General features: G+C 36.7%; 23 protein-coding genes. 11 read left to right on the top strand and 12 right to left on the bottom strand.

The annotated features are described in order from the left end of the window. Nucleotides 1-3 precede the first annotated feature (3 nt). The 12 genes from I5M32_RS12740 to I5M32_RS12795 all read right to left on the bottom strand — a co-directional run bounded on the left by I5M32_RS12740 (nt 4) and on the right by I5M32_RS12795 (nt 9,704). Nucleotides 4-219 (bottom strand): hypothetical protein, encoded by a 216-nt coding sequence (locus I5M32_RS12740; protein WP_200586983.1) that lies wholly within the window; start codon nt 217-219, stop codon nt 4-6. A gap of 92 nt (nt 220-311) precedes the next feature. Next, entirely contained in the window at nt 312-500 is a 189-nt protein-coding gene (locus tag I5M32_RS12745; RefSeq protein ID WP_200586985.1) for a hypothetical protein, read from the bottom strand. Between the two features lie 247 nt (nt 501-747). After that, the gene (gene uvrA, locus I5M32_RS12750) at nt 748-3,603 is read right to left on the bottom strand and encodes an excinuclease ABC subunit UvrA (protein WP_200586987.1); all 2,856 of its coding nucleotides are present in this window, start codon (nt 3,601-3,603) and stop codon (nt 748-750) included. Between the two features lie 407 nt (nt 3,604-4,010). Beyond that, nucleotides 4,011-4,205: a hypothetical protein gene (locus I5M32_RS12755; protein ID WP_200586989.1), complete on the bottom strand. Its 195-nt coding sequence runs from the start codon at nt 4,203-4,205 to the stop codon at nt 4,011-4,013. Further along, nucleotides 4,183-4,437, bottom strand: coding sequence for a hypothetical protein (locus I5M32_RS12760; RefSeq protein WP_200586991.1), 255 nt, complete (start codon nt 4,435-4,437; stop codon nt 4,183-4,185). Before I5M32_RS12760 ends, I5M32_RS12755 begins: the two co-directional genes overlap by 23 nt. 81 nt (nt 4,438-4,518) lie before the next feature. After that, nucleotides 4,519-4,710 (bottom strand): hypothetical protein, encoded by a 192-nt coding sequence (locus I5M32_RS12765; protein ID WP_200586993.1) that lies wholly within the window; start codon nt 4,708-4,710, stop codon nt 4,519-4,521. A gap of 265 nt (nt 4,711-4,975) precedes the next feature. Then, a complete protein-coding gene (locus tag I5M32_RS12770) occupies nt 4,976-5,467 on the bottom strand; it encodes a DUF6691 family protein (protein ID WP_200586995.1) in 492 nt (163 codons plus the stop codon). Further along, the gene (locus I5M32_RS12775) at nt 5,467-6,036 is read right to left on the bottom strand and encodes a YeeE/YedE family protein (protein ID WP_200586997.1); all 570 of its coding nucleotides are present in this window, start codon (nt 6,034-6,036) and stop codon (nt 5,467-5,469) included. The genes I5M32_RS12770 and I5M32_RS12775 overlap by 1 nt, the downstream gene beginning before the upstream one ends. 279 nt (nt 6,037-6,315) lie before the next feature. Continuing rightward, nucleotides 6,316-7,731, bottom strand: coding sequence for an MBL fold metallo-hydrolase (locus I5M32_RS12780; protein WP_200586998.1), 1,416 nt, complete (start codon nt 7,729-7,731; stop codon nt 6,316-6,318). Nucleotides 7,732-7,959: 228 nt separating this feature from the next. After that, the gene (locus tag I5M32_RS12785) at nt 7,960-8,568 is read right to left on the bottom strand and encodes a class I SAM-dependent methyltransferase (protein ID WP_200587000.1); all 609 of its coding nucleotides are present in this window, start codon (nt 8,566-8,568) and stop codon (nt 7,960-7,962) included. A 30-nt stretch (nt 8,569-8,598) separates the two neighbouring features. Continuing rightward, entirely contained in the window at nt 8,599-9,393 is a 795-nt protein-coding gene (locus I5M32_RS12790; RefSeq protein ID WP_200587002.1) for a sulfite exporter TauE/SafE family protein, read from the bottom strand. Beyond that, nucleotides 9,393-9,704 carry an ArsR/SmtB family transcription factor gene (locus I5M32_RS12795; protein ID WP_234461952.1) on the bottom strand — a complete coding sequence of 104 codons (312 nt, stop codon included), beginning with the start codon at nt 9,702-9,704 and terminating at the stop codon, nt 9,393-9,395. The genes I5M32_RS12790 and I5M32_RS12795 overlap by 1 nt, the downstream gene beginning before the upstream one ends. A 187-nt stretch (nt 9,705-9,891) precedes the next feature. Here I5M32_RS12795 and I5M32_RS12800 point away from each other — a divergent pair, with 187 nt between their 5' ends. The 11 genes from I5M32_RS12800 (at nt 9,892) to I5M32_RS12850 (ending at nt 24,701) form a co-directional block, all read left to right on the top strand. Beyond that, nucleotides 9,892-10,563, top strand: coding sequence for a TIGR04282 family arsenosugar biosynthesis glycosyltransferase (locus I5M32_RS12800; protein ID WP_200587006.1), 672 nt, complete (start codon nt 9,892-9,894; stop codon nt 10,561-10,563). Nucleotides 10,564-10,648: 85 nt separating this feature from the next. Further along, nucleotides 10,649-10,981, top strand: a complete 333-nt coding sequence (locus tag I5M32_RS12805) for an arsenosugar biosynthesis-associated peroxidase-like protein (protein ID WP_200587008.1) — start codon at nt 10,649-10,651, stop codon at nt 10,979-10,981. A gap of 2 nt (nt 10,982-10,983) precedes the next feature. Continuing rightward, on the top strand, nt 10,984-12,051 hold the full coding sequence (arsS, locus tag I5M32_RS12810; protein ID WP_200587010.1) for an arsenosugar biosynthesis radical SAM (seleno)protein ArsS: 1,068 nt from the start codon (nt 10,984-10,986) through the stop codon (nt 12,049-12,051). Between the two features lie 133 nt (nt 12,052-12,184). Further along, the gene (locus I5M32_RS12815) at nt 12,185-12,868 is read left to right on the top strand and encodes a TIGR04282 family arsenosugar biosynthesis glycosyltransferase (protein WP_200587012.1); all 684 of its coding nucleotides are present in this window, start codon (nt 12,185-12,187) and stop codon (nt 12,866-12,868) included. Nucleotides 12,869-13,081: 213 nt separating this feature from the next. Continuing rightward, nucleotides 13,082-16,306 carry a SusC/RagA family TonB-linked outer membrane protein gene (locus I5M32_RS12820; protein WP_200587014.1) on the top strand — a complete coding sequence of 1,075 codons (3,225 nt, stop codon included), beginning with the start codon at nt 13,082-13,084 and terminating at the stop codon, nt 16,304-16,306. Between the two features lie 11 nt (nt 16,307-16,317). Further along, the gene (locus I5M32_RS12825) at nt 16,318-17,754 is read left to right on the top strand and encodes a SusD/RagB family nutrient-binding outer membrane lipoprotein (RefSeq protein WP_200587016.1); all 1,437 of its coding nucleotides are present in this window, start codon (nt 16,318-16,320) and stop codon (nt 17,752-17,754) included. Between the two features lie 2 nt (nt 17,755-17,756). Beyond that, complete coding sequence (locus I5M32_RS12830; RefSeq protein WP_200587017.1) at nt 17,757-19,118, top strand: SLC5/6 family protein; 1,362 nt, start codon at nt 17,757-17,759, stop codon at nt 19,116-19,118. Then, entirely contained in the window at nt 19,103-19,951 is an 849-nt protein-coding gene (locus I5M32_RS12835) for a metallophosphoesterase family protein (protein WP_200587019.1), read from the top strand. Before I5M32_RS12830 ends, I5M32_RS12835 begins: the two co-directional genes overlap by 16 nt. Before the next feature lie 19 nt (nt 19,952-19,970). Continuing rightward, nucleotides 19,971-20,663, top strand: coding sequence for a TIGR04282 family arsenosugar biosynthesis glycosyltransferase (locus tag I5M32_RS12840; protein ID WP_200587021.1), 693 nt, complete (start codon nt 19,971-19,973; stop codon nt 20,661-20,663). A 39-nt stretch (nt 20,664-20,702) separates the two neighbouring features. After that, nucleotides 20,703-23,705: a TonB-dependent receptor gene (locus tag I5M32_RS12845; RefSeq protein ID WP_200587023.1), complete on the top strand. Its 3,003-nt coding sequence runs from the start codon at nt 20,703-20,705 to the stop codon at nt 23,703-23,705. Nucleotides 23,706-23,714: 9 nt separating this feature from the next. Further along, nucleotides 23,715-24,701, top strand: a complete 987-nt coding sequence (locus I5M32_RS12850) for a phosphotransferase (protein ID WP_200587025.1) — start codon at nt 23,715-23,717, stop codon at nt 24,699-24,701. Nucleotides 24,702-24,815: the final 114 nt, after the last annotated feature.

Consider the following 24,815-nt stretch of genomic DNA (forward strand, 5'->3'; position numbering starts at 1 on the left):
CGTCTAATCTTCTTCCTCCTCAGGTAATTTTTTTATCTTTTCCAAAGCCATTACATCTATTTGATCTTTAGGGCGATTGGCGGCTTTTTTAGCCAAGATTAACTGGTTGATGTGAAGAAATGGAACTTTAACATCTTCGATTTCTGCTATGGAGGCCATATCATAAGCCTGATTAAATGTATATTGATCTAGGCCTTTAACAGTTGTCGTAATATCCAACCTAACTCCATTATCTAAATAGAAATCTGTCTGTACAGCCAGGAATAAACTGAATGGTTAATAATGATTTGAAGTCTCCCAATCCCACACTTTTAAATACTTAATACTTGATAAAGGTTTTCCCTGTTACTAAAAGTATCTTCAATCCAAATATCAATATCTGAAGTGGTTCTATAATATCCATGAAAATTTGTTGCAACCCCACCAATCATAATGAATTTTAAACCTATTTTATTTGGACTCCTCCAAAAATTGATAAAAGTTTCATCGTAAATATCCATGAAGAATTATTTATCAGACTTGTGGTTAATTTTTGCCGACCTAAAAGAATTATTCATTTTCATTAAGTTTGTCATCATTAAAAAACGCTCATTGTAAGAATGTTTCATTGCATTTCGCAATAAATCCATTTAGGCTTTCTCAAAATTCGCATCAGGTTCAGAGACCTTAGAAATATTGATTGAATCTTTATATTCCATTTTTTAACATCCTAAAAAATTGATAATTATGAATTTAATCAAAATTTCATTAAACCTCTATCCTATTTTCCAATTCCTTTTTCAAAAATAAACCAGTAAAGCTTTCTTTCACTTTAACCAATCCTTCTGGCGTACCGGTATAAAGAATGTTTCCACCTCCAGAGCCTCCTTCGGGGCCTAGATCGATCACATGATCTGCTACTTTTATCACATCTAAATTATGCTCTATAACCAAAACGGTGTTTCCTTTATCAACAATTAAATTGATAACGCCCAAGAGCACATTTATATCCTCAAAATGTAAACCTGTTGTGGGCTCATCCAAAATATAAAATGTGTTTCCTGTATCTTTTTTAGAAAGTTCAGTGGCTAGTTTTACCCTTTGTGCCTCGCCACCAGAAAGCGTGGTAGAAGATTGGCCCAAAGTGATATAGCCCAAACCAACATCTGTTAATGTTTTTATTTTACGATAAATGGATGGGATATTTTCAAAGAACACAACGGCATCCTCAATGCTCATATCCAAAACATCAGAAATAGATTTGCCACGGAAACGGACCTCTAAAGTTTCACGATTGTAACGTTTGCCGCCACAAGCTTCGCAAGGAACTTGCACATCGGGCAAAAAGTTCATCTCGATCACCTTCATACCGCCACCTTGGCAAGTTTCGCATCTTCCGCCTTTTACGTTAAAAGAAAAACGACCAGGTTTGTAGCCCCTAATCTGCGATTCTGGTAATGCTACAAATAAATTCCTGATGTCAGAAAAAACACCCGTATAAGTTGATGGGTTAGATCTTGGGGTACGCCCAATTGGGGTTTGATCGATCTCTATTACTTTATCGATATGCTCTAGACCCTTGATCTCCTTAAAAGGCATCGGCGTTTTCTTTGCCCTAAAAAAATGTTTGTTTAAAACCGGATATAAAGTTTCGCCAATTAAAGTAGATTTTCCGCTCCCAGATACACCGGTAACACAAATCAATTTCCCCAAAGGAAAATCTACACTTACATTTTTAAGGTTGTTTCCCGATGCTTTTTTAAGCGATAACACTTTTCCGTTCCCTTCCCTCCTTTTTTTGGGGATTGCGATTTCCCTTTCTCCGTTTAGGTAAGAAGCAGTTAAGGTATGAGAAGCCAAAACTTGGGCGGCCGTACCCTGTGCAACAACCTCGCCACCATGTACACCGGCGGCAGGGCCCATATCTATCACATAATCGGCTTCCAAGATCATGTCCTTATCATGCTCTACCACCAAAACGGTATTGCTTAAATCACGTAGGTTTTTTAAAGCTTTGATCAATCTATCGTTATCCCTTTGGTGCAAACCGATAGAAGGTTCATCTAAAATGTACATCACGTTCATCAATTGGGAACCAATTTGGGTTGCCAAACGGATACGTTGTGCCTCGCCCCCAGATAACGTTCTTGCGGTCCTATCCAAAGTCAGATAAACCAAACCAACATCCACCAAAAAACCGATCCTTGATCTAATTTCTTTCAAAATTTCTTTGGCGATGATATTTTGGCGCTCACTCAATCTATCCTCTACACCTTCAAACCATTTCTGCAGATTGGTAATATCCATAGAAGCCAACTCGAAGATGTTTTTTTCATCTACCTTAAAGTGTAGCGATTCTTTTTTAAGCCTTGCCCCTTCGCATAAGGGGCATTGCTTTAAAACCCTAAAACTTTCTAGATCGTGGTTTGCATGATCGCCCTTCTTATCGTTTTGCTCTTCCAACATCTTGATGATGCCATCAAATTGTATTTGATAATTTTGGACGTTCCACTTGTTATATTCTACCGGCACCGTGATCAATTCATCAATACCGTGAAGCAAAATATCGATGGCTTTAGGGTCTAGTTTTTCTATGGGTTGGGATAAAGAAAAACCATATTTTTTACCCAAAGCTTTAATTACCTGAAATATCCATGTTTCACGATAATCTCCTAGCGGGGCCAAACCGCCGTTAATAATGCTCAGTTTTTTGTTTGGGATAACAGATTCCTCATCCACATCAAAAATATAACCTAAGCCATCGCACTCTGGGCAGGCACCATAGGGCGAATTAAAAGAGAATGAGTTTGGTTGGGGTTCGTCATAAGACACACCCGTTGTTGGGCACATCAAAAACTTAGAGAAATGATAGCTATTATTCTCTTTATCAGATACTTTAATAATCCCTTTGGCTATTTTTAAAGCAGATTGTATGGAAGTATATAAACGCTTTTTATCGCTCTCGGTTACAATTAAACGGTCAACAACGGTTTCAATATCATGGATTTTGTAGCGGTCCAACTGCATTTTTGGTATTACGTCCAAAATTTCGCCATCAACCCTTACCTTTAAATAGCCCTGTTTTCTAATTTGCTCAAAAAGTTCGCGATAATGGCCTTTTCTACCCTTTACAACGGGGGCCAAAATATTGATGGGTTTTCCATCAAATTGGGTCAATATCTGTTTCAAGATCTGGTCTTCAGACATTTTGACCATTTTTTCGCCCGTATTGTACGAGTAAGCATCGCCCACACGGGCAAAAAGCAAACGCATAAAATCGTAAATCTCGGTAATGGTGCCAACGGTAGATCTTGGGTTTTTAGAGGTTGTTTTTTGTTCTATAGCGATCACGGGGCTCAAACCAGAAACCTTATCCACATCGGGGCGTTCCATACCGCCCATAAACTGGCGAGAATAGGCCGAAAATGTCTCCATATACCTGCGTTGCCCTTCGGCGTAAATGGTATCGAACGCTAAAGAAGATTTCCCCGAACCGCTTAAACCGGTTATTACCACCAGTTTATTGCGTGGAAATGAAATATCGATGTTTTTTAAATTATGAACCCTTGCCCCGTAAACTTCAACTTCACTTTGTTCGCCAAGGTCTATTTGTTTTTTACCCATAAAAAGCTTTCTCTGCTGATAAAAATTAAAAACTGCTTTTGTTTTTAAGGATGCAAAATTAAGGAAAATTGAAGGTAAAAACGATTGATTAAACGCTTTAAAATGTCATTTAATCAGCAATTATTAAGTGGTGGATGCTGGGATTGAGTATTGAGTATTGAGTATTGAGTATTGAGTATTGCGTAGTGAGAAATGAGTATTGAGCATCAAACATTAACACTTTAGCCTTTAAGCTAGTGTCTTGTATCTTCATTCTTGTGTCTTGTATGGGTTAGCTAATTTGTGCAGAAATGGCATTTCTTGCAGAAACGTTGTCTCACCGCACTAAATTAAATAAATAACTGATGAATTAACGTGAACCACCGTCAGCCATTTTATGCAAATTTGCTGCTAGGTGTTCATACTTTTCATGAAAGCTGTTTAGCACTTTTCTTATCAACTTTTTTCGGTTCTGTTTTTGATTTCTTTAATTTGTAGTCTAAAATAAACTGGCTAATTTCGATTCTTTCTTTTTCTGTTAAAGGTTCACTTTGAATTATGAAGTCAACTCCTTTTGGTTCTCTTATAAATCCCATAATCTTAGGTTTTAAAATATTTTTCAACTAATAATTTTGATGATTCGGTCGGCAAAATCATTCTGTGTCCGCCAAAATGATATGCACCCAATGATTCTTCATAATGGTTTATCAATTTAGTTTTTGCTGTAAAAGCAACAAAACCGTCAAAACCATATTGAAATGAAAGTTTGCAAGCAAAGGCAACTAAATTTCCCGCAACGCCTTCATAGAGTTTGTTTCTTCCAATATTGAAAGGCGCATTTTCCAGAAGATTCATGAAAACATGGTCGGTTTCTTTTGTTATACTTAATAAACCTTGGACAATGTCTAAATTATTGGTGATTGTTAGTTTGTAAACTTATTTGGCGTCGTCTTTTAGTTCGGCTTTCCAATTGAAATTCCAGCCGTTTTTAACTGTAATATGTTTGCTGTCTTTCAATGTAAATCTTGCAACTTCTGTTTGGAAACTGTCCCCAGAAATAGTGTTTTGGATGGAATTGGTCAGTTTGTCAACCACAAAATCCAATTGTATTTCTTGCTCTTTTTTCATTGTGTTAATTTACAAAAATATTTCCAATGAGTAATGTCTTTTTGATCGGTAAGTATTACACCTATCTTGCATCTTAATTATAACCACTTTAATCTTTGCTCCTAAAGTATCTATTAAAAAACCATTTAATAGCATCCATATTTAGTACCAAATAAATAATGATAACTATCAAAACTCCTCTCAGCTTTCCAAATCTTAATCCCAGTAAAATTAAAAAGGTTAAAGCGATGATGTGGCGGTAGATATAAAATTTAGCGGGCTTCATTTAATGCGTTAGTTTATCCCTAAACCTCCCATAAACCCAAGTACCTGCAATTGCACTTAATAAAGTAATGATCACGGCCAAAAATCCACTTCCAATTTGCGCAAACAAGGGCCCGGGGCAAGCACCAGTTATGGCCCAGCCTAAACCAAAGATCAATCCTCCAAAAATTTGGCCTTTGTTAAAAGTTTTGGGATGGAAAATTACCCTTTCGCCGTCTATGGTTTTTATATTGAATTTTTTAATCAGGAAAACAGAGATTGCACCTACTGTTATAGCAGTTCCAATAACACCATACATGTGAAATGCCGATAGCCGAAACATTTCTTGGATGCGAAACCACGAAATAATCTCTGCCTTCACAAATATTATCCCAAATAAGATCCCTAAAATCAAATACTTAACATTAGAAAATATACTCTCTCTTTTTATTTGTTCGTTTGGTGCTTCGCAATCTGTAGTATGCTCAATCACAAATTCTTCTATTTCTTGCATTATGCGATAAGTTTAAAGATGATAGGCAATAATACCCAAGTAGAAACAAAACCACCAACCATAAAACTGATAGTAGCAATAAGCGATGGCAATTGCAGATTTGATAAACCCATAATGGCATGGCCAGATGTGCAACCACCAGCATAACGGGTTCCAAATCCTACCGCAAAGCCACCAATAACCATAAAAATCAATCCTTTTAAAGATAGAATTTGGTCAACCCCAAATAAATCCATCGGCATTAAGCCGCTAAAATCTTTTACTCCCAAAGCCGCTAATTGTGCTTTTGTACTTGCGGCAATTTGGATAGGTTCTGGGTTTGACAGCAACTGAACTGCAATAAATCCTCCCAACAAAATTCCTGCAACAAAAAAAAGGTTCCAGATTTCTTTTTTCCAATTGTAACTGAAAAACGGGATTTTTGAGGGCAAACAAGCGGCACAAATATGTCGCAATGAAGAGGATACCCCAAAAGATTTATTTCCGATTAATAATAAAGCGGGTACGGTCAATCCTATTAATATACCTGACACGTACCAGGGCCAAGGTTGTTTGATGATTTCTAACATAACTTTTAGATATGAGATTTGAGTATTGAGATATGGGTAGAATTCATATTTTTATTTAATTTTTTATTACCATGGTTTGTCTTCACAGACCATTCTTTATTTACTTTATTTCGATCTGTGATTATAAATACCGAGATTTCATTTTTTTTTGCGTTAGAGATTGAAACGGCATCTTTTTTTGTTCCTCCTTTTAATCCGCTCAGGATAACAAAAAAGATAAAGTGTAAAGCCCGCCCCGAGCGTTAGCAATCGGGGAACGCCCTAACAAAACCTATAACTTTAAACTTTCATTTTCTTACTCTTACAAACAAAATCTGTAGTTTCAAAACCCGCATCTTTCAAAGCCGAAAAACCACCATCAACGTTTATCACCTCTTCATAACCACGGGCTTTTAAAATCGATGAGGTAATCATAGAGCGATAACCACCGGCACAATGCAAATAATAAGGCTTTTCTTTATCAAATTCGTTTGTCCAATCGTTAATAAAATCCAAAGGGCGACTTAGTGTAAATTCCAAATGCTCCGCATCATATTCGCCCGGTTTTCTTACATCCAAAACTTCTAACTTTTGTTTTTCGACCAAAACTTTTAACTCATGAGCAGAAACCGCTTTTACTGAATCCACTTGTTTTCCAGCAGCTTTCCAAGCCGCCATTCCGCCTTTTAAATACCCGATGGTATAATCGTAACCTACACGAGCTAATCTTTTAACGGCTTCTTCTTCTCTGCCTTCATCAACAACTAATAAAAGAGGTTGCTTTAAATCCGTAATTAAAGCCCCAACCCAAGGCGCAAACTGTCCATCCAAACCTATAAAAATCGAGTTTGGGATAAAGGCATCGGCGAAAGCCATAATACTGCGAACATCCAAAATTAAAGCACCGGCTGCATTAGCCGCTTGCTCAAATTCATTCGGTTCCAAAGCATTTAACCCTCTCTCATAAATTTCGTCAATGGCATCAATTCCTTCCTTGTTCATTTTCGCATTTTTAGGGAAATATTGCGGTGGGGGTAAAATATTTGTGGTAAGTTCTTTAATAAAATCTGCTTTAGAAATATCGCTTAAAGCATAATTTGTTTCTTTTTGATGACCTAAAGTATCAAACGTTTCTTTGCTCATGTTTTTACCACAGGCAGAACCAGCGCCATGGGCAGGGTAAACTATTATATCATTTGGTAAAGGCATAATTTTCTCCCTCAAAGAGTCGTAAAGTTCGGCTGCCATAGTTTCTGCGGTAACATTTTCAGACTTTTGCGCCAAATCTGGCCTGCCAACATCACCTATAAAAAGCGTATCCCCGGTAAAAATGCAATAAGGTTTTCCGCCTTCGTCCGCACATAAATACGTAGTAGATTCTGGCGTATGCCCAGGTGTATGCAAGGCTTTAATGGTAATTTTACCCACCTTAAACTCTTCATTATCTTTGGCTATATGGGCATTAAAACCAGTTTTTGCGGTAGGGCCGTAAACAATTGTTGCCCCTGTTTTCTGTGCAAGATCTACATGGCCGCTCACAAAATCTGCGTGAAAATGTGTCTCGAAAACATATTTGATCTTAACACTGTTTTGTGCTGCTTTTTCAATATAGGGCAAGGTCTCGCGTAAAGGATCAACAATGGCCGCCTCGCCATCGCTTTCTATATAATACGCTCCTTGCGCCAAACAACCTGTATATATTTGCTCTATTTTCATTTTATTGAGATGTGAGTATTGAAATGTGAGATTTGAGACTCTTACATCTTTTTACTTTTATTAACTTTTACTTTAAACTTAAAACTCTTAAACTTTTATTAGGGCGTGTCCCTCGTAAAAAACTCGGGTCGGGCTTTACGCTACAATCTTTTTTGTTTTCCTTCCACTACGCTCAGGATAACAAAAAAGGATTTTCGCTGCAATCCCTCACGCAAAACCTTGCAAATTTTATAGGATAACCCGAGGGTTATCACTACAAAAAATCACAAATAATTCAGAACCTTGTCTTGGTGTTATTGAATTATAGGCTACTTCCATTATTTTTATTTCAAATTTATTCTTAAACAATTCCCTATATTCTATTTCGTTTCCACCAAATGGCGGGCCCTCTGATCCAAAATTTTTGTTAAATAACAAACCTGCTATTTTGCCATTATTATTCAGCAATTGATGACAATGATTTACATAATCTAATCTCAATTTTGGATTGATAGCACAAAAAAAAGTTTGTTCTAAAATTAAATCGTATGTTCCCCGATGATTAAAAAAATCATCATTGATTAAATGATAATGAGCTTTCTCGATATCTTTTAGCTTTAGTTTTAAATTCTGCAAAGGCAAAACAGCAAAATCTATTCCTGTAACATTTGAAAAACCTTTATCCAAAAGATAAAGTGCTTCATAAGCATTACCAGCCCCCGGAATTAAAATGCTTAAATCTTTATTTTTTAGCTGATCAATATATGTTTTAATTGGAGACGATATTTCTCCCAAATCCCAAATGGTTTGTTGGTTAATGTATCTATCGTTCCAATAATTTGAATCTAATTTTTCCATATTTAATCAATTTCAATAGAAAGATTGTTCCTATAATAATTCTTTAAAAAGGATAACAACAGCCATTATCAAAACAAAATACCCAAATACTTTTTTTAATCTTTCACTATTCAAATATTGGTTAAGGTAAATCCCAAAGAAAATCCCTAAAGAAGATATGGCCGAAAAAACAAACAAAAATTGCCAATCTATATATGGCAGGTTTAAAATATCGCCCGTAAAGCCGATCAAAGAATTTATGGCTATTATCAATAGCGATGTCCCCACTGCCTTATGAATGGGCAAACCCATAAAAAACACCAAGGCCGGAACAATCAAAAAACCTCCACCAGCGCCCACCAAACCAGATAATATACCAACCACAATTCCATTTATCAATACTAAACCATAGTTAATCTCTTTAAATTCTCTTGAATCTTTTTTTATGTTGTGCACCATTTTAAAACCAGAGATCAGCATAATCAAGGCGAAAAAGAGCATCAAGAATAAATCTTTGGTTAGCGTAAAATTACCTATGGTAAATAACTGGGCGGGCATAGCATGTATCACAAATTTACGCATTAACCAAACGGTGATAAAAGCCGGAACAGCAAAGATTATAGCCATCCTTATATTAACTATTCCTTTTTTGATATACCCAAAGGCACCAACCAAAGATGTAAACCCAACTATGAACAAAGAATAAGCAGTGGCTATAACGGGTTCTAACCTAGCGGCATAAACCAAAACGGGTACGGTTAAAATAGAACCCCCGCCACCTGTTAAGCCTAAGGAGATGCCTATAAACAAAGCCAAAAAATAAGTAAGATAAATATGAAATCCCATTACATATTGCAGTTACAGTTTTCCATACAATCTAAAAGCTTGATCAAATCCTTTTCCCTTAAAGAATAAAAAACCTGTACGCCCTGTTTATCAGCTTTTAGCAAGCCTTTGATCTTCATATTTGTTAAATGATGAGACAATAAAGATTGCTCGCACTTTAAGTACTCCCCTATCTGATTAACGCTCAATTGTTCATGGGCATCTAATAGGTTGATGATACCTAACCTAATTGGGTGTGCAACCGTTTTTAAAATATAGGCGGCTTTCTCCAATTTTTCTGGAGTGAGGTTTCTTTGCTGTATTTCTGTCATAACGACACAAATATATGAACATATTATCATATAGAAGAATATCGTTTTAATAGATCCTTTTTTCTTCAGAAACGGTTTAAATGTTTTAACATCCAATTTTTTTGATAGAAATGATTACATTCGTGATTATTTTGCAAAACCGATGTGAGATTTACATCGTAATTGTAAAAAAACTAGCAAATTTTTAATGAATAAATCAGCGATCATACTTTTTGCACATTTGCCAGATTTTGAGGCAAGGGTCAAAAGTTTATCCTATTTATCGTCTAAAAGAGCCACAAAAAGGATATCCGCCTTTTTAACGCAACACTTTTTTAAGCTTTCTAAGCAAACTACGGCAGATACCTTCTTAATTGACACTTACCACCAAAACGGAACAACTTTTGGCCAAAGGATTGCCAATGCTTTTGAGGATATTTATGCAAAAGGCTATCAAAATGTTATTTGTATAGGTAACGATTGCCCCAATTTAACGTTGGATAATCTACAAAATGCGATAAGCGAAACCGAGAATGGCAAAGTAGTTTTAGGGCCAACACAAGATGGTGGTACTTATCTGATAGGCATCCCAAGATCGCATTTTGACAAATATGCTTTTGAGAACGTTAAATGGCAAACCAACAATACTTATAAAGAATTAAAATCTAGTTTCGGTTCTGATTTTTTGCAATTGGAAATGAAAACTGAAGTTGACCATAAAAAAGTTTTTTTATTAGAATGCGAAAATTATGTAGTTAAGGTTTTGATAAATATCATTAACGAATATTGTTTTATACCTAGAATAATATATAAAAGTAACCCTCAAAGGGTTTTCTTAATTGGCAGTTCTTTTTTAAAAGCCCCACCTTTTTCTATTTAATTAATCAAAACGCTTAAATAAAATCAATTTTTATTTATTAAAAACTGAACGACATTTTAAGGTCGTTTTAAAAAAATCATACGCTATGGCAAATTATTTTGACTCAGAAGATTTGAAGAAATTTGGAAACATTACAGAGTTCCAAAAACCCTTAGGCGATAAATTCTTCGATTATTATAATGAAGTTTTTAAAGAAGGAGCTTTAACGGTAAGAGAAAAATCCCTTATCGCCTTGGCGGTTGCACATGCGGTCCAATGCCCTTATTGCATTGATGCCTATTCTTCAGATTGCCTTAAAAAAGGTGCAGATGAGGAACAGATGATGGAAGCCGTTCATGTGGCGGCTGCTATAAAAAGTGGCGCAACTTTGGTTTTTGGGGTACAAATGATGAACCATGTAAAAGATAAAACGATGTAATTATGGGCGTTAAACAAATCTCAAAATCTTTAAAAGCATCAGGAAATGCACTAAACGATACTTTTTATCAACTAAAAGTATTATCCCAAAAAGATGTACATGATGGTGCCTATGAAAGCTTTCATAAAAAAATAAAATCTTTTGGTGTTGATGCCATAAAAGTTTCTGATCTTGAAATTTTCCAAATCAACATTGGTAAACTCTGCAACCAAACTTGTTCACACTGCCATGTGGATGCAGGGCCAGATAGAAAAGAGGAAAACATGTCTTTTGAAACTTTAGAAAGATGCCTTTATCTGATTAAGACCTATAACTTTAAAAAAGTTGATATAACAGGTGGTGCACCAGAAATGAACGCCCATTTTAGATGGTTTGTGGAAGAATGTACAAAAGCCGATATTGAGGTTATGGTTAGGTGTAACCTTACCATTATTATGGCTAATAAGAAATACCATGATTTACCCGACTTTTTTAAAGCGAACAATGTACACGTAATTTCTTCTTTACCGTCTTTCTCTGCAATGCGCACAGATGCACAACGCGGAGACGGCGTTTTTGAAGATTCTATTGCAGCTTTGCAAAAGTTAAACGCCGTTGGTTATGGCCAAGAAGGAAGCGGTTTAATCATTGATCTGGTTTATAACCCTTCCGGTGCATATTTACCAGGCGACCAAGCTTCGATGGAAGCCGAATTTAAAAGACAGCTGAAACGCAAGTTTGATATCGTATTTAACAGTTTATTTGCAATTACCAATTTACCGGTAAGTCGTTTTTTGGATTATTTATTGGAAACTAATAAATATCTGGACTATATGCATGAACTGGTAAACGCATTTAACCCTTCTACTTTGGATGGATTGATGTGTAAAAACACCATAAGCATTAGCTGGGATGGCTTTATGTACGATTGTGATTTTAACCAAATGCTAGATCTAAAATTTACTGGAAAAGCCAAACACATAAATGATTTCGATTTTGAGGAAATTATGGACCGCAAAATCATTATCAATAACCATTGCTATGGCTGTACTGCTGGGGCAGGAAGTAGCTGTGGCGGGGAGATAACTTAGTTGTTTTTAACCAAAGAGATAATTGAGAAAACACACAAAGTCTAATGAAATAACTGTTTAGCTTTAATGTTCTCCGTTTAAACTCTTAATGCTTTTTGTGGTTCCTAAAAAACATCAGTTAATTATAAAAAATTTGAAACAAAACCTTCAAAAATCTAAAACCTGTGTCCTTTATTTTACAAGGGGGAAATCTGGCGTAAAGTCGTTTTCTTCCAGTAAAAAGAAATCTGCTGCGGTACAACGTCTTTTGTTTTTTAAAACCCTGTCAGAAATCAGGAAAACTAAGCTTGATTTTCAGATAAGCAACGGTAAGATATTTGGAGAAGATGTTTTAAATCGGTTAAATGGTGCTGTTGCTCAGATTTTTGCATCGGGATTTGAACAGATTATTGTTGTGGGTGATGATACCCCTGAACTTTCTATCCAACAAATCCTACAGGCTGATCAAGCTTTAAAAAACGGGAATATTTGCATTGGCCCTGCCAAAGATGGCGGAACATATTTAATGGCTTTTAGCCGGTCTGATTTCCAAAAAGGTATTTTACAAAACCTTACCTGGCACAATGCTAATTTCAGGGATGAATTGCTTGAAAACATAGCTTCTGCTCATCTTGATTATGAACTTTTAGCTCCTCTTGAAGATTTAGATACAGCTTCTGATTTATCAATCTTTCTATCTAGATCTTCCATCAATTCTTTTTTTAGGATTTTAAAAAATCTGTTTTTTATCATTCAAAAAAGATTTTCAACCTACCATAAATATTCGCAAAAATTCTTTGAGTATTCTTTGGATAGAGGTCCGCCCAAAATGATTTAATGCCTTCGGGATAAGGTACAACTTTCTCACGTCGTCATTTCGAGGTACGGGAAACGAAGTTCATCGAAGATAAATCTCATATTCAAAGTGTGTATTTGGTGTGCAATACCTATTTATGAGATGTTTGATAATCGTTCAACGTGACGAAAAGCGGAGAAAACGCCAAAAATCTCAAAACTAATTCATCAATTTTTTTAGCTAATTATTATCAGAATGAAATCAATCTATACGATTGTGATGTCCTTTTTTTTGCTGAACCTTGCAGTTGCGCAAACTGTAAAAATAAACGGGACAGTTATAGATCAAGTTACCGGTAAAAAAATCATCGGCGTAAGTATCAAAGAAAAAAACCAGCCAAACAATGGCACTGCAAGTAATGCCGATGGTGTATTCGGTTTAAATGTATCATCTGCAAATGCAGTTTTAATTTTCAGTTATATAGGTTACAACACAAGAGAAGTTGCACTAAACGGAAAAACCAACTTACAGGTAAGTTTAAACCCAGGTTTGTTATTAAACGAAACGGTAGTAACTGCTTTAGGTGTGGAAAGAGAATCTAAATCATTAGGCTACAATGTTCAGCAAATACAAGCCAAAGAAATCTCGGAAGTAAAATCTGTGAACTTTTTAGACAATATTACCGCCAAAGTTGCCGGGGTAACAATTACGCAAGGCGCTAGTGGGGTAGGCTCTACCTCAAAAATTGTAATCCGTGGCGAAAGTTCTTTCGCCAACAACAACCCGCTTTTTGTGGTTGATGGTACGCCAGTTAACAATATTGATATTGTGCCACGGTATGTAGAAGCACCATCAAGCTTTCAGGCGATAGACTTTGGAAACGGCGCAATGGACATTAACCCAGATGATATTGCTTCTGTTTCGGTTTTAAAAGGCGCAGCAGCGGCTGCACTTTACGGAAGCAGGGCGGCTAACGGTGTAATTTTAATTAACACCAAAGACGGCAGCAATTCCAAAGGTTTTGGCGTGAGTTTTAACTCCACTACTTCCATTGAAAGCCCTTTTAAACTGCCGGAATTCCAGAATACTTACGGACAAGGAAATGGCGGTCAGTTTGCGTTTAAGGATGGTTTGGGTGGCGGGGTTAATGATGTATTAACTTATTCTTATGGTCCGAAATTAGACCAAGGAACACTGATTGCCCAGTACGACAGTCCGGTTACTTTGCCTGATGGAAGGGTTGTACGTGGTGGCGATGTTGGCGTGTATAGCAATATTCCAATCACTCCTACCCCTTTCATCTCGCACCCAGATAACTTAAAAGATTTTTACGAAACCGGAAAAACCTTCATCAATAATCTGTCTTTCAGTGGCAAATACGACAAAGGGAATTACCGCTTATCATACACGGATTTGAACAGCCAATCCTTTATTCCAGGAGTTGATTATTTACGCAAAAACCTTTCGGCAAATCTTAGTTTTCAGCCTACCAGCAAACTGAGTGCAAAATCAACCATTATTTACCAGAATGCAAAAAGTAACAATCGCCCATCAAGCGGATACGGTTCTGAAAACTTACAGTATGGATTATTGGCTTGGCTGCCTCGTTCACTAGATATTGAACCACTTAAAAACTACTGGCAAACAGGTTTGGAAGGTTTAAGAAACTACTCTTACAATTATACCTATTTCGACAATCCGTATTTCATTTTAAAAGAAAACAGAAACGAATTGAACCGCGACCGCATCTTCGGGAATATTGCCTTAAAATATGATTTGGCGCCGCATTTATTTGTTCAGTTACGAAGCGGTATGGATTACAGCAATGAAGGAAGAAGATTGTTAAGGAATTACAGTACCAACCGTTTTAAAAACGGTGCTTACGCAGAGCAAAACGTATTTTACCGCGAAATAAACACAGACGCTTTAATTAATTATACCAGAAAAATCAACAATTTCGGATTTGATCTTTCATTAGGAGGCAACCAACTAACGCAGGATTTTAAAAGTAACCAAACACAAACATCAGCTTTAGCGCAACCGGCCTTATTTACTTTGGCAAATGCAGCAACACCTTTAGAGATTTTTACTTTCGCCAGTAGAAAACGCATCAACAGTACTTACGGAAGTGCAAAATTCAGTTTTAAAAACTACCTATTTGTGGATGTTACAGGCAGAAACGATTGGTCCAGCGCATTGGCAACGCCTTTAAGTACCAAAAACACGTCTTTCTTTTACCCTTCCGTTTCCGGGAGCTTTGTGCTTTCAGAAATTACAAAACTGCCAAAGGGAATATCGTTCCTGAAATTGAGAGCAAGTTATGCGCAAATTGGTAATGATACAGATCCTTACCAAACCGCAGGCGCTTTTGTACCTGCAACACCTTATAACAGCGCCCCTACATTAACCGACCAAAACATTATAGCTAACCCAAATTTGAAACCCGAGCAAACAAAATCAGCCGAATTTGGTACTGATATTCGTTTTTTTGGCGACCGATTGGGAATTGATGCCACTTATTACAACTCCTTAACAGAAAACCAAATCCTATCGTTACCGGTTTCAATTTCAACCGGATATGCACAACGTGTCACAAACGGTGGTGCTGTACGCTCAAAAGGCGTTGAACTCATTTTAACCGGTACGCCTATTTTAAGCAAAAACTTTAGGTGGAACTCAACCGTAAATTTTAGTACCAATACTTCAACCGTTGAATCTTTACCCGATGGTGCAAAGCAACTTACTTTAGCCTACGCCCGGGTGTACGACAGCCCTGCACAAACCGTTTACTACATTGCTACAGAAGGCGGTAAAATAGGCGATTTGTGGGGAACTGGTTACTTAAAAAACAGCGACGGTAAATTTATTGTTGACGCAAGTGGCAACCTCATTACCGATAATACTTTAAAAAAGCTGGGTAACTATAACCCTGATTTTATGATGGGTTTTAGTAACTCGTTTAAATACAAACAGTTTGATTTTGGCTTTTTATTTGACTGGAGAAAAGGTGGGATTTTAGTTTCCCGAACCTTGGCTTTGGCCGGAGTTGCTGGACAGTTAAAAGAAACCGAATACCGCCCTACAGACGGTTTAGCCTTTGATGGCGTAGTAAACACCGGAACAAGCACAAACCCAGTATATATAACCAATACCAAAAAAATATCTGCAGAAAGCTATTACCGCCAGTTTTACGACCGCAATAATGAGGAGAACAATACTTACGATGACTCGTATTTAAAACTGCGTCAGTTTAATTTGGGCTACACGTTTGATAAAGCGGCTTTATCAAAAACTTTCCTTAAAGATGTGCAGAGCATAAAAGTATCTTTTGTAGGCAAAAATGTATTTGCTATATCAAAAATACCTCATTTTGATCCTGAGCAGTTAGCCTTGCAGGGCAACAAGTTTTTAAACGGAACTGAAGATATGAGTTACCCAAGCGCTAGGAGTTTCGGTTTAAGTTTAGGTATTAATTTTTAAGAGACAGAACGATGAAACGATATATAATTTTACTAATTGCCACTTTAGGACTGGCATCTTGCACCAAAGATTTGAGCGAGATCAACACCAATACAAACTCACCGATAGATGCCCAGCCCTCGCTTTTATTTAGGAAAGTGCTGTTTGATTACGGCGAGCAAATGTCTTTTGAAGCTTTTGACGCAGGCAATTTATTAGGGCAGTATTTTACAATGATTGATTTTAACAATTTCGATCGCCATGCTTTATCCGAGCCATTGTACGCCGGAAATCCTTGGCCTTTTATTTACAAAAACCTCCGCGATAACGAAATTGTTTTACAGAAATCCATCAACAACCCCACCTTTGCGGTTTACAAAGGCCCGGCTTTGGTAATGAAAGCTTATATGACGGCCGCTTTAACCGATTTATACGGCGATGTGCCTTACAACGAAGCCTTAAAAGGAAAATCGCAGATTTTTACACCTAAATACGATAAGCAGGAGGATATTTACCAAGGTGCGGATGGTATTTTGAAAAACCTAGAAAATGCGATAACCGCAATGACAGCTTACACAGGCACTAACAAGTTAGATGGCGATATTGTGTACAACGGCAATCTCCAAAACTGGATTAAATTTGCCAATTCCTTACGTATCAAATATCTGATGCGGATTTCGGGAAAGGTAAATGTGGCGGCGCAGTTACAGGCCATTTATACCGCTGGCAATTACATCGGGGCAAACGCAAACAACGCAGTTTTTCAGTTTTCGGCAACTGCACCAAACAATTTTAGGATTACCACCACAAGAATTGGCGATTTTAGTTTGTACATCATGTCAAAAACGGCCGAAGAAATCCTTAAAAACTACAATGATCCCCGTCTCTCCTTATTTTATCGCCCAACTGCCGGCAACGCAAGTTTGTATACCGGTTTGATCAACGGCCCTGATGCAACCACAAACCCAGTAACTGTATCTAATTACAGCTTAACCGGAACTATTTTCAGGGAAAACGGTGCCAACTTAAAATACAACTACATGACTGCTTGGGAAACCAATTTCTTTTTAGCCGAAGCGGCACAAAAAGGCTTAATCACAGCAGTGCCAAAAACATTGTACGATTTGGCCGTAACCCAAGGTTTTGAATATTGGAACGTAACCATGCCGGCTACTTATTTAACTACTGGTCCGGCATTGTTTAATCCGCTTTCGTCCGATGCCTTAAAGTTAATCATCACACAAAAGTGGATTCCTAACAATTTAAATGGTTACGAAGCTTGGATAGAATACCGCAGAACAGGTTTTCCGCTTTTAAAACCAGTACAAGCCAGCAGAAATAATGGTTTATACCCAGTGAGGATGCCTTACCCGCAAGAAGAATCAACCTTAAACCAAGCCAACTATAAAGCGGCGGCAACAGCAACAAATAATAACAGCATCAACACCAAAGTTTGGTGGAATAATTAAAAATGGAAAACAACACCGTCACTTATCTGCAATGGGGGTTTATTTTGCTTTCGAGCATTTTAATATTTGCATTTGCGCCCGTTGCAAAAACCACCAGAGATTTTTTTTACGGCAGTAAAAACAATAAAGAACCCAATGCCATTTTGTTAACCAGTAGTTTGGTTATCAGTTGGATATTTGCAAAATCAATTACCAATGTGGCTAATTTAGGTTTGAGCTTTGGTTTGGTGGGTGTAGCGGCTTATGCCGCTTATTATTTTTCTTTTTTGGTGGCAGGTGTGGTAATTTGTAAAATGCGTTTAAAAGGCGGATTTAAAAGCATCCACCATTTTATTGGTTCTAAATACGGAAAAGGGGCATTATACCTCTTTTCCGTTTTAATTGCCTTTAGGTTGTTTAACGAGGTATGGTCCAATACGATGGTAATCGGCTCTTACTTTGGCGATGCCGGTTCTACATCTTATTTTGCGGCGATTATTGTTTTTACTTTGCTGACTTTGGCTTATGCATTAAAAGGCGGAATGAGTACTTCCATTTTAACGGATGTGATACAGATGGCACTTTTTGGCGTTTTATTAACTACCATTTTGGCCTACATTCTACCTGAGATGAAAGGCGATTTAAAACCAATCTACAACTCGGGCCAATGGACAATGGCAACCGGCGGAAACTTGATTTTGGTAGCTTTATTGCAATGTTTTAGCTATCCCTTTCACGATCCTGTTTTGACTGATAGAGGTTTTATTGCATCGCCAAAAACTACGCTCAAATCTTTTATTTGGGCAACCGTTATCGGGATTTTATGTATCGCATTTTTCGGTATTGTGGGTATTTTTGCGCAGATAAAAGGCATGACGGGGCAAGCAACCGTAGAAGTCGCCAAATATTTTGGCCCGGTAATGTTACTGATTATGAACTTTATTATGGTGACTTCGGCAGCATCAACCTTGGATTCTGCATTCTCTTCTTTCTCAAAGCTGTATAATATAGATATTTTCCATAACCGAGAATTAAAAATCAGTAAAGGACGCATAGCGATGGTTATTCTAACTATTTTAGGCACCATTCCAATTTTCTTTAAACCCGAGATTTTATCGGCAACCACCATCAGCGGAACAATGGTAATTGGCTTAGCCCCTGTGTTCCTTTTCTGGAACAGCAAAATGCCGAAATTCTCTTTTTATGCTCCTGTAATTTTTGGTTTAATAATGGGTTTAATTACGGCATTAGATTTAATTCCTGCTTTCTGGATATTTACAGAAGGTAAATACAACGATTTGCTCGGTGTAAACTTATGGGGAAGTTTGGTGTGTTTTATTTTATTCTTTCTTCCTTTGATAAATAAATCATGGCAAAAAAAGTAAAAGATATTGGTGCTTTAAAAGGTAAAATTTTAGTCTTTGGAGGGGTTTACTCTAATCTGCAAGCGCTAAAAGCAATAAAAAGTTTGGCTTCCTCTGAAAGAATTACGCCAGAAAACATCATTTGCACTGGCGATGTGGTGGCTTATTGTGCAGAACCAAAAGAATGTGTTCAGCTGGTTAATGCGTGGGGAATCCACTGTATTGCAGGGAATGTTGAGCTCAATTTGGTAAACGATCTTAATGACTGTGGCTGTAATTTTAATGAAGGTGGCAGATGCGATATTTTTTCTCGCCAATGGTACCCTTATTTAAAAAACGCATTAAGCAAAGTGGATATGGATTGGATGGCTACCCTACCCGAATTTATTTCTTTTGCTTACGCTGATAAAAAAGTTGCGGTAGTGCATGGCTCCTACTTTAATACTTCGGAGTTTATTTTTAAATCCACGGACTGGCATAGCAAACAAAAAAACTTTGAAGCTTTAAATACCGATGTGATTTTAGCTGGCCATTGTGGCTTACCTTTTTCTGATATTAATAACAATAAAATTTGGCTTAACGCCGGAGTAATCGGGATGCCAGCAAATGACGGAACACCAAGAGTTTGGTATGCCATATTAGAGGATACAAAAGGTTTCAATTTCGAGATAAAAGCTTTGGATTACGATTACAACACAGCTTCCGATTTGATGGTTGATAAACCTTTGCCCCAAACTTACAGACAAACTTTAAGAAATGGCATTTGGGATAATTGTGAAATTTTACCGCAACAGGAAGCATATTTGCAGGGAAACCAATTAAACTTTACCAAAATGAAAACCAAAACAAAATAAATTTAGTAAATTACAAAAGATGAATAAATCAGCGATCATACTTTTTGCACATTTGCCAGATTTTGAGGCAAGGGCCAAAAGTTTATCCTATTTATCGTCTAAAAGAGCCACAAAAAGGATATCCGCCTTTTTAACGCAACACTTTTTTAAGCTTTCTAAGCAAACTACGGCAGATACCTTCTTAATTGACACTTACCACCAAAACGGAACAACTTTTGGCCAAAGGATTGCCAATGCTTTTGAGGATATTTATGCAAAAGGCTATCAAAATGTTATTTGTATAGGTAACGATTGCCCCAATTTAACGTTGGATAATCTGCAAAATGCGATAAGCGAAACCGAGAATGGCAAAGTAGTTTTAGGGCCAACACAAGATGGTGGTACTTATCTGATAGGCATCCCAAGATCGCATTTTGATAAATATGCTTTTGAGAACGTTAAATGGCAAACCAACAATACTTATCAAAATTTATTTTCCCTTTTTAGTTTATCTAAAGGTTCTGTTTACAATACAAAAGTTCTATTTGATATTGATAACGGAAACGATTTTTCTTCTTATTTTAAAGAAAACATACTGGTAAAGGTTTTTATCAACATCGTTAATAACCTTAAACCAAAAAATACCCTACATCTAAAACAACCCTTTTTAAGGCTAATCCTTAGCCAAACCCTTTTATTTAGAGGCCCACCAGCTAATACTATTTCTATTTAATAATCACAATTTAATTTATTTATTTTTTTAATTCATTCAATGAAAAGAATTATACTTTCTTTTGTTGCTGTTTTTGCGACAATTTTTGCCTATGCGCAAACCACTCTAACTGTTAATGTAAAAAATGCGGAAGGAGAAGGACTTGCCAATATTGAAGTTACCATAACTTCAAAAAACCTTAATAAAAGCGCACCTACAAATGCCAGCGGTGCAGCTTTATTCCAAAATTTACCATCTGGGAATTACGTAGCCAAGGTAAAATCATCTATTAACTATAATGCCAACAACATTAATTTTTATATACCAACAGGTAAACCAGAAAAATCTGTTGATTTGGTTTTAACAAGCAAAGATAGCTATCAGCTACAAGAGGTTGCCATTACAGAAAACAAAAACAAATCTGTAACCATAAACAAAACCGATGCTGCCGTTGCGCAATATATCTCTAAATCACAAATACAAACTTTACCAATTGAAGGAAGGGATGTAACCAAGAGTTTGTATCGTTTGCCAAACATAACTATCTCATCATTAGGATATAATGAAGCACCTTCAATTGCCATTAACGGTTTAAGCGGTATTTACACCAACTATTTAATTGATGGGATGGATAATAATGAACGCTTTTTAGGAAACTCGAAATTTAATACTCCATTCGGTTTTACAGAAAGCGTTACGGTTTTGACCAATAATTACTCTGTAGAATATGGTAATACCAGCAATGGTATAGTAAATGTAGAAACCCGTTCCGGCAGTAATGATTTTACAGGGGAAGTGTTCTATTTAACACGCCCGGGTTCTATTGTTGATGCTAAATCTGCTTTCGCAAGTGTAGATCTATATGGCAACCCTGTAAAAGATGGATTCCAAAGACAACAATTGGGTGTTGGGGTTGGCGGGCCGATAGTAAAAGACAAAACTTTCTTTTACTTTAATCTTGAGCAAACCAACGATATAAAAGACAATCTATTAAATGTACCACAATTAGGCGTTAATGAAGCTGTTAGGGGGAGGAATTATTTTACCTATGCTTCTGGAAAGATAGACCAATATTGGAACAAAAACTTTCATAGCAGTTTAAGAGCAAACGTTGGTTCTTTTGATATTGATGCACAAGGTGGCGGTTTAACCGGTGGTAACAATTTTCCCTCTTCTGGATCAACCCAAAAAAACAGGACTTATTTAATTGCCTTGAAGAATGATTATAACATCAGCCCTAAATTAAAGGCCGAAACTAACGTTCAAACTTCATTTTTTAGATGGAACTACCGTGATAGGCCAAATATTGGTAAACCGGGTGTTTCTGTACAAGACCCAAGTGGTGTAACCATCGCTAACATTGGTTCTATTGATTATATTTTTGACGATGGCGAATACACCAACCAACTACAACAAAAATTTAGATATAAAGCGGGGAAACATAATTTATTGGGCGGTGCAGAATTCACTACTTCAGATTTTTCTCTTTTAGGTGCGGGTAACTCTTATGGTTATTATACTGTTAGATTAAATGCACAGCAATTGGCAGATCTAAAGGCTAAAAACATTGGCGCAGCATTAGATATTAATGATATTCCATCTGATGTGCAAGTAATTCAATATAAAGTAGATCTAGATCAAAAGGTATTTGGCGTTCGCCAGAACGTTTTTAATATATATGCGGAAGACAACTTTAAGGCAACAGATAAATTAGATATTAATTTGGGTGTACGTTATGATTACGATAATCTTTCAAAAGCTGGCGATACCAAAGGCGATAGAAACAATATAGGCCCAAGATTTAGTTTTAATTATAAGATTGATGATAAAAACGTTATTAGAGGTGGTGTAGGAAGATTTTATGATAAAATAAAATATTCTGTAACAAGCGATAATCTTCAATTTAGCGGAAATTCTCCAAACTTTAAAAAAGAATTAGCCGAGTTACAAAGATTGGGTATCTTAGATAAGAATGCCAATCTAGACAGAATAACCTACCCGGGAAATTTAAGGGCAATTTATGAGCAAGGTTCTACACCGGGATATTTACAAGGTAAATCATCAGCAGAATCTCAAGGAAACAGAGATTTTCAATCAAATTCTAATTTCAGGATTAAAAACCCCAATGGTTATCAAAACCCATATTCTGATCAGTTTACCTTGGGTTATCAAAGAAAACTAGCAGATAATATTTTATTTGATGTTGATTTGGTAGCTTCAAACACAAATGATCTGTACAGGATCACAAACTTGAATTCTCCTCCACCGTTTGATCCAAAACAAGTTGGTTCTGTTAGAACAACGGCTAATGCCAATAGCTTAAGGCCGGTTCCCATCAAAACAGTAAACGGACAATTTGTTGCAACCGTTGGCGGGCAAGATTTAAGCGGAATTGCCAGAGATGTGTACATGACCGAAACCGCAGGCAAAGCCAGATATGCTGCCGCAAACTTTTCTTTTATAAAAACAAAAGGCGAGGGAGAAAAATTTTCTTATCGTTTCTCTTATACCTTATCTAGCATTAAAGATGATACAGAAGGGATTAACGTAAGAGCGCAAGATGCAAATAATTGGGCTGCAGAATACGCTTATGGAGATAATGATCGCACCCATGTGATAAACGCTTTATTTACATATTATCCAATTAAGAATTTAACGTTAACGCCCGCAATGCTTTTCCAAAGTGGCCAACCTATTACCAGGTATGCAATTGCCAGTCAATATGGTGGTGTTACAGACTTGAATGGCAACGGAGAAAGCCAAGGTTTACCAGCCGACATCCAACCCGGCGAAACCAGGAATAATGATCGTTTACCTAGTGCAACCTCCTTTGATTTTTCTGCAAAGTACAGGCTAACCCTGAAAAACAAATCGGGAATTGAATTTTCGGCTGACATTTATAATTTGTTGAACAGCACTAATCTAACAGGTTTTGCATCTACAAGATCTGCAAGTAACCAGATCCAACCTGGCCCAAAAAGTTCTAATGTTCTAAATATAAGAGCCGCTGGCCCTCCTCGTCAGTTCCAGTTTGGGGTGCGTTATGTATTTGGAAATTTCTAAACAAAAAACATGATTTTAGATCAAAATAAACTTTCCGAAATCAGTGAATATTTACAAGCTCATGGGGTAATTAAATCCCATGAGTTTGTTTCAAAAGCAGAGAAACCTGGCGAGGGAAACATGAATTATACCTTAAGGTTATTTGTTGATGAGAAAACATTCATCATTAAACAAGCCAGGCCTTATGTAGAAAAATACCCTTCTATTGCTGCACCAGAAGAACGAATTTTGGTAGAAAGTGAGTTTTATAAAATCATCTCTAAAAATGATTTCTTGGCCCATCACACTCCAAAAATTTTGCATTCTGATGAGAAAAACCATATCCTTTTAATGGAAGATCTGGGCAACACCCAAGATTTTTCATCATTATATAAAAAAGGAAACGAGCTTATAGTAGATGATGTAAAAATGTGTGCGGTTTTTTTAAATGAACTTCACGGTGAGTTTAAAAAAGATACAGCTAATGATTTAATGGCCAACAAAAAATTAAGGAACTTAAATCATGAACATATTTTTATCTACCCTTTCTTAGAAGATAATGGTTTTGATTTAGATACGGTTACAGCCGGTTTACAAAATTTAGCTATGAATTACAAAACCAACTCGGTTTTAAAAGCCAAGGCAGAAAAATTAGGGGCCAATTACTTAGCTGATGGGGATACACTTTTACATGGCGATTATTACCCGGGCAGTTGGTTAAATACCAAAGAAGGTTTAAAGGTAATTGATCCCGAATTTGCTTTTTATGGCAAAGCCGAGTTTGATTTGGGCGTTTTGAACGCTCATTTAATGATGGCACAACAACCAGAAAACGTTTTTGAAACGCTTAAAAAATTTTATAAAAAAGACGATGATTTTGAGGAAAGTCTTTTTAAACAATTTACTGGGATAGAGATCATGCGAAGGATTATAGGCTTAGCACAATTGCCCTTAGATTTAAGCTTGGAAGAGAAAAAACAATTGTTGGAAAAAGCAATGGTTTTAATTGGGGAGTAAATTTTGTGTTAGGGATTGAAACGGTATCCTTTTTTTGCCCTTATGCGAAAAGCATTGGCAAAAAAAGATATAGTGAAAAGCCCGACCCCGATTTTTTTTCGGGGAAACACCCAA

This window comes from Pedobacter segetis, assembly GCF_016623585.1.
Classification (GTDB): domain Bacteria; phylum Bacteroidota; class Bacteroidia; order Sphingobacteriales; family Sphingobacteriaceae; genus Pseudopedobacter; species Pseudopedobacter segetis.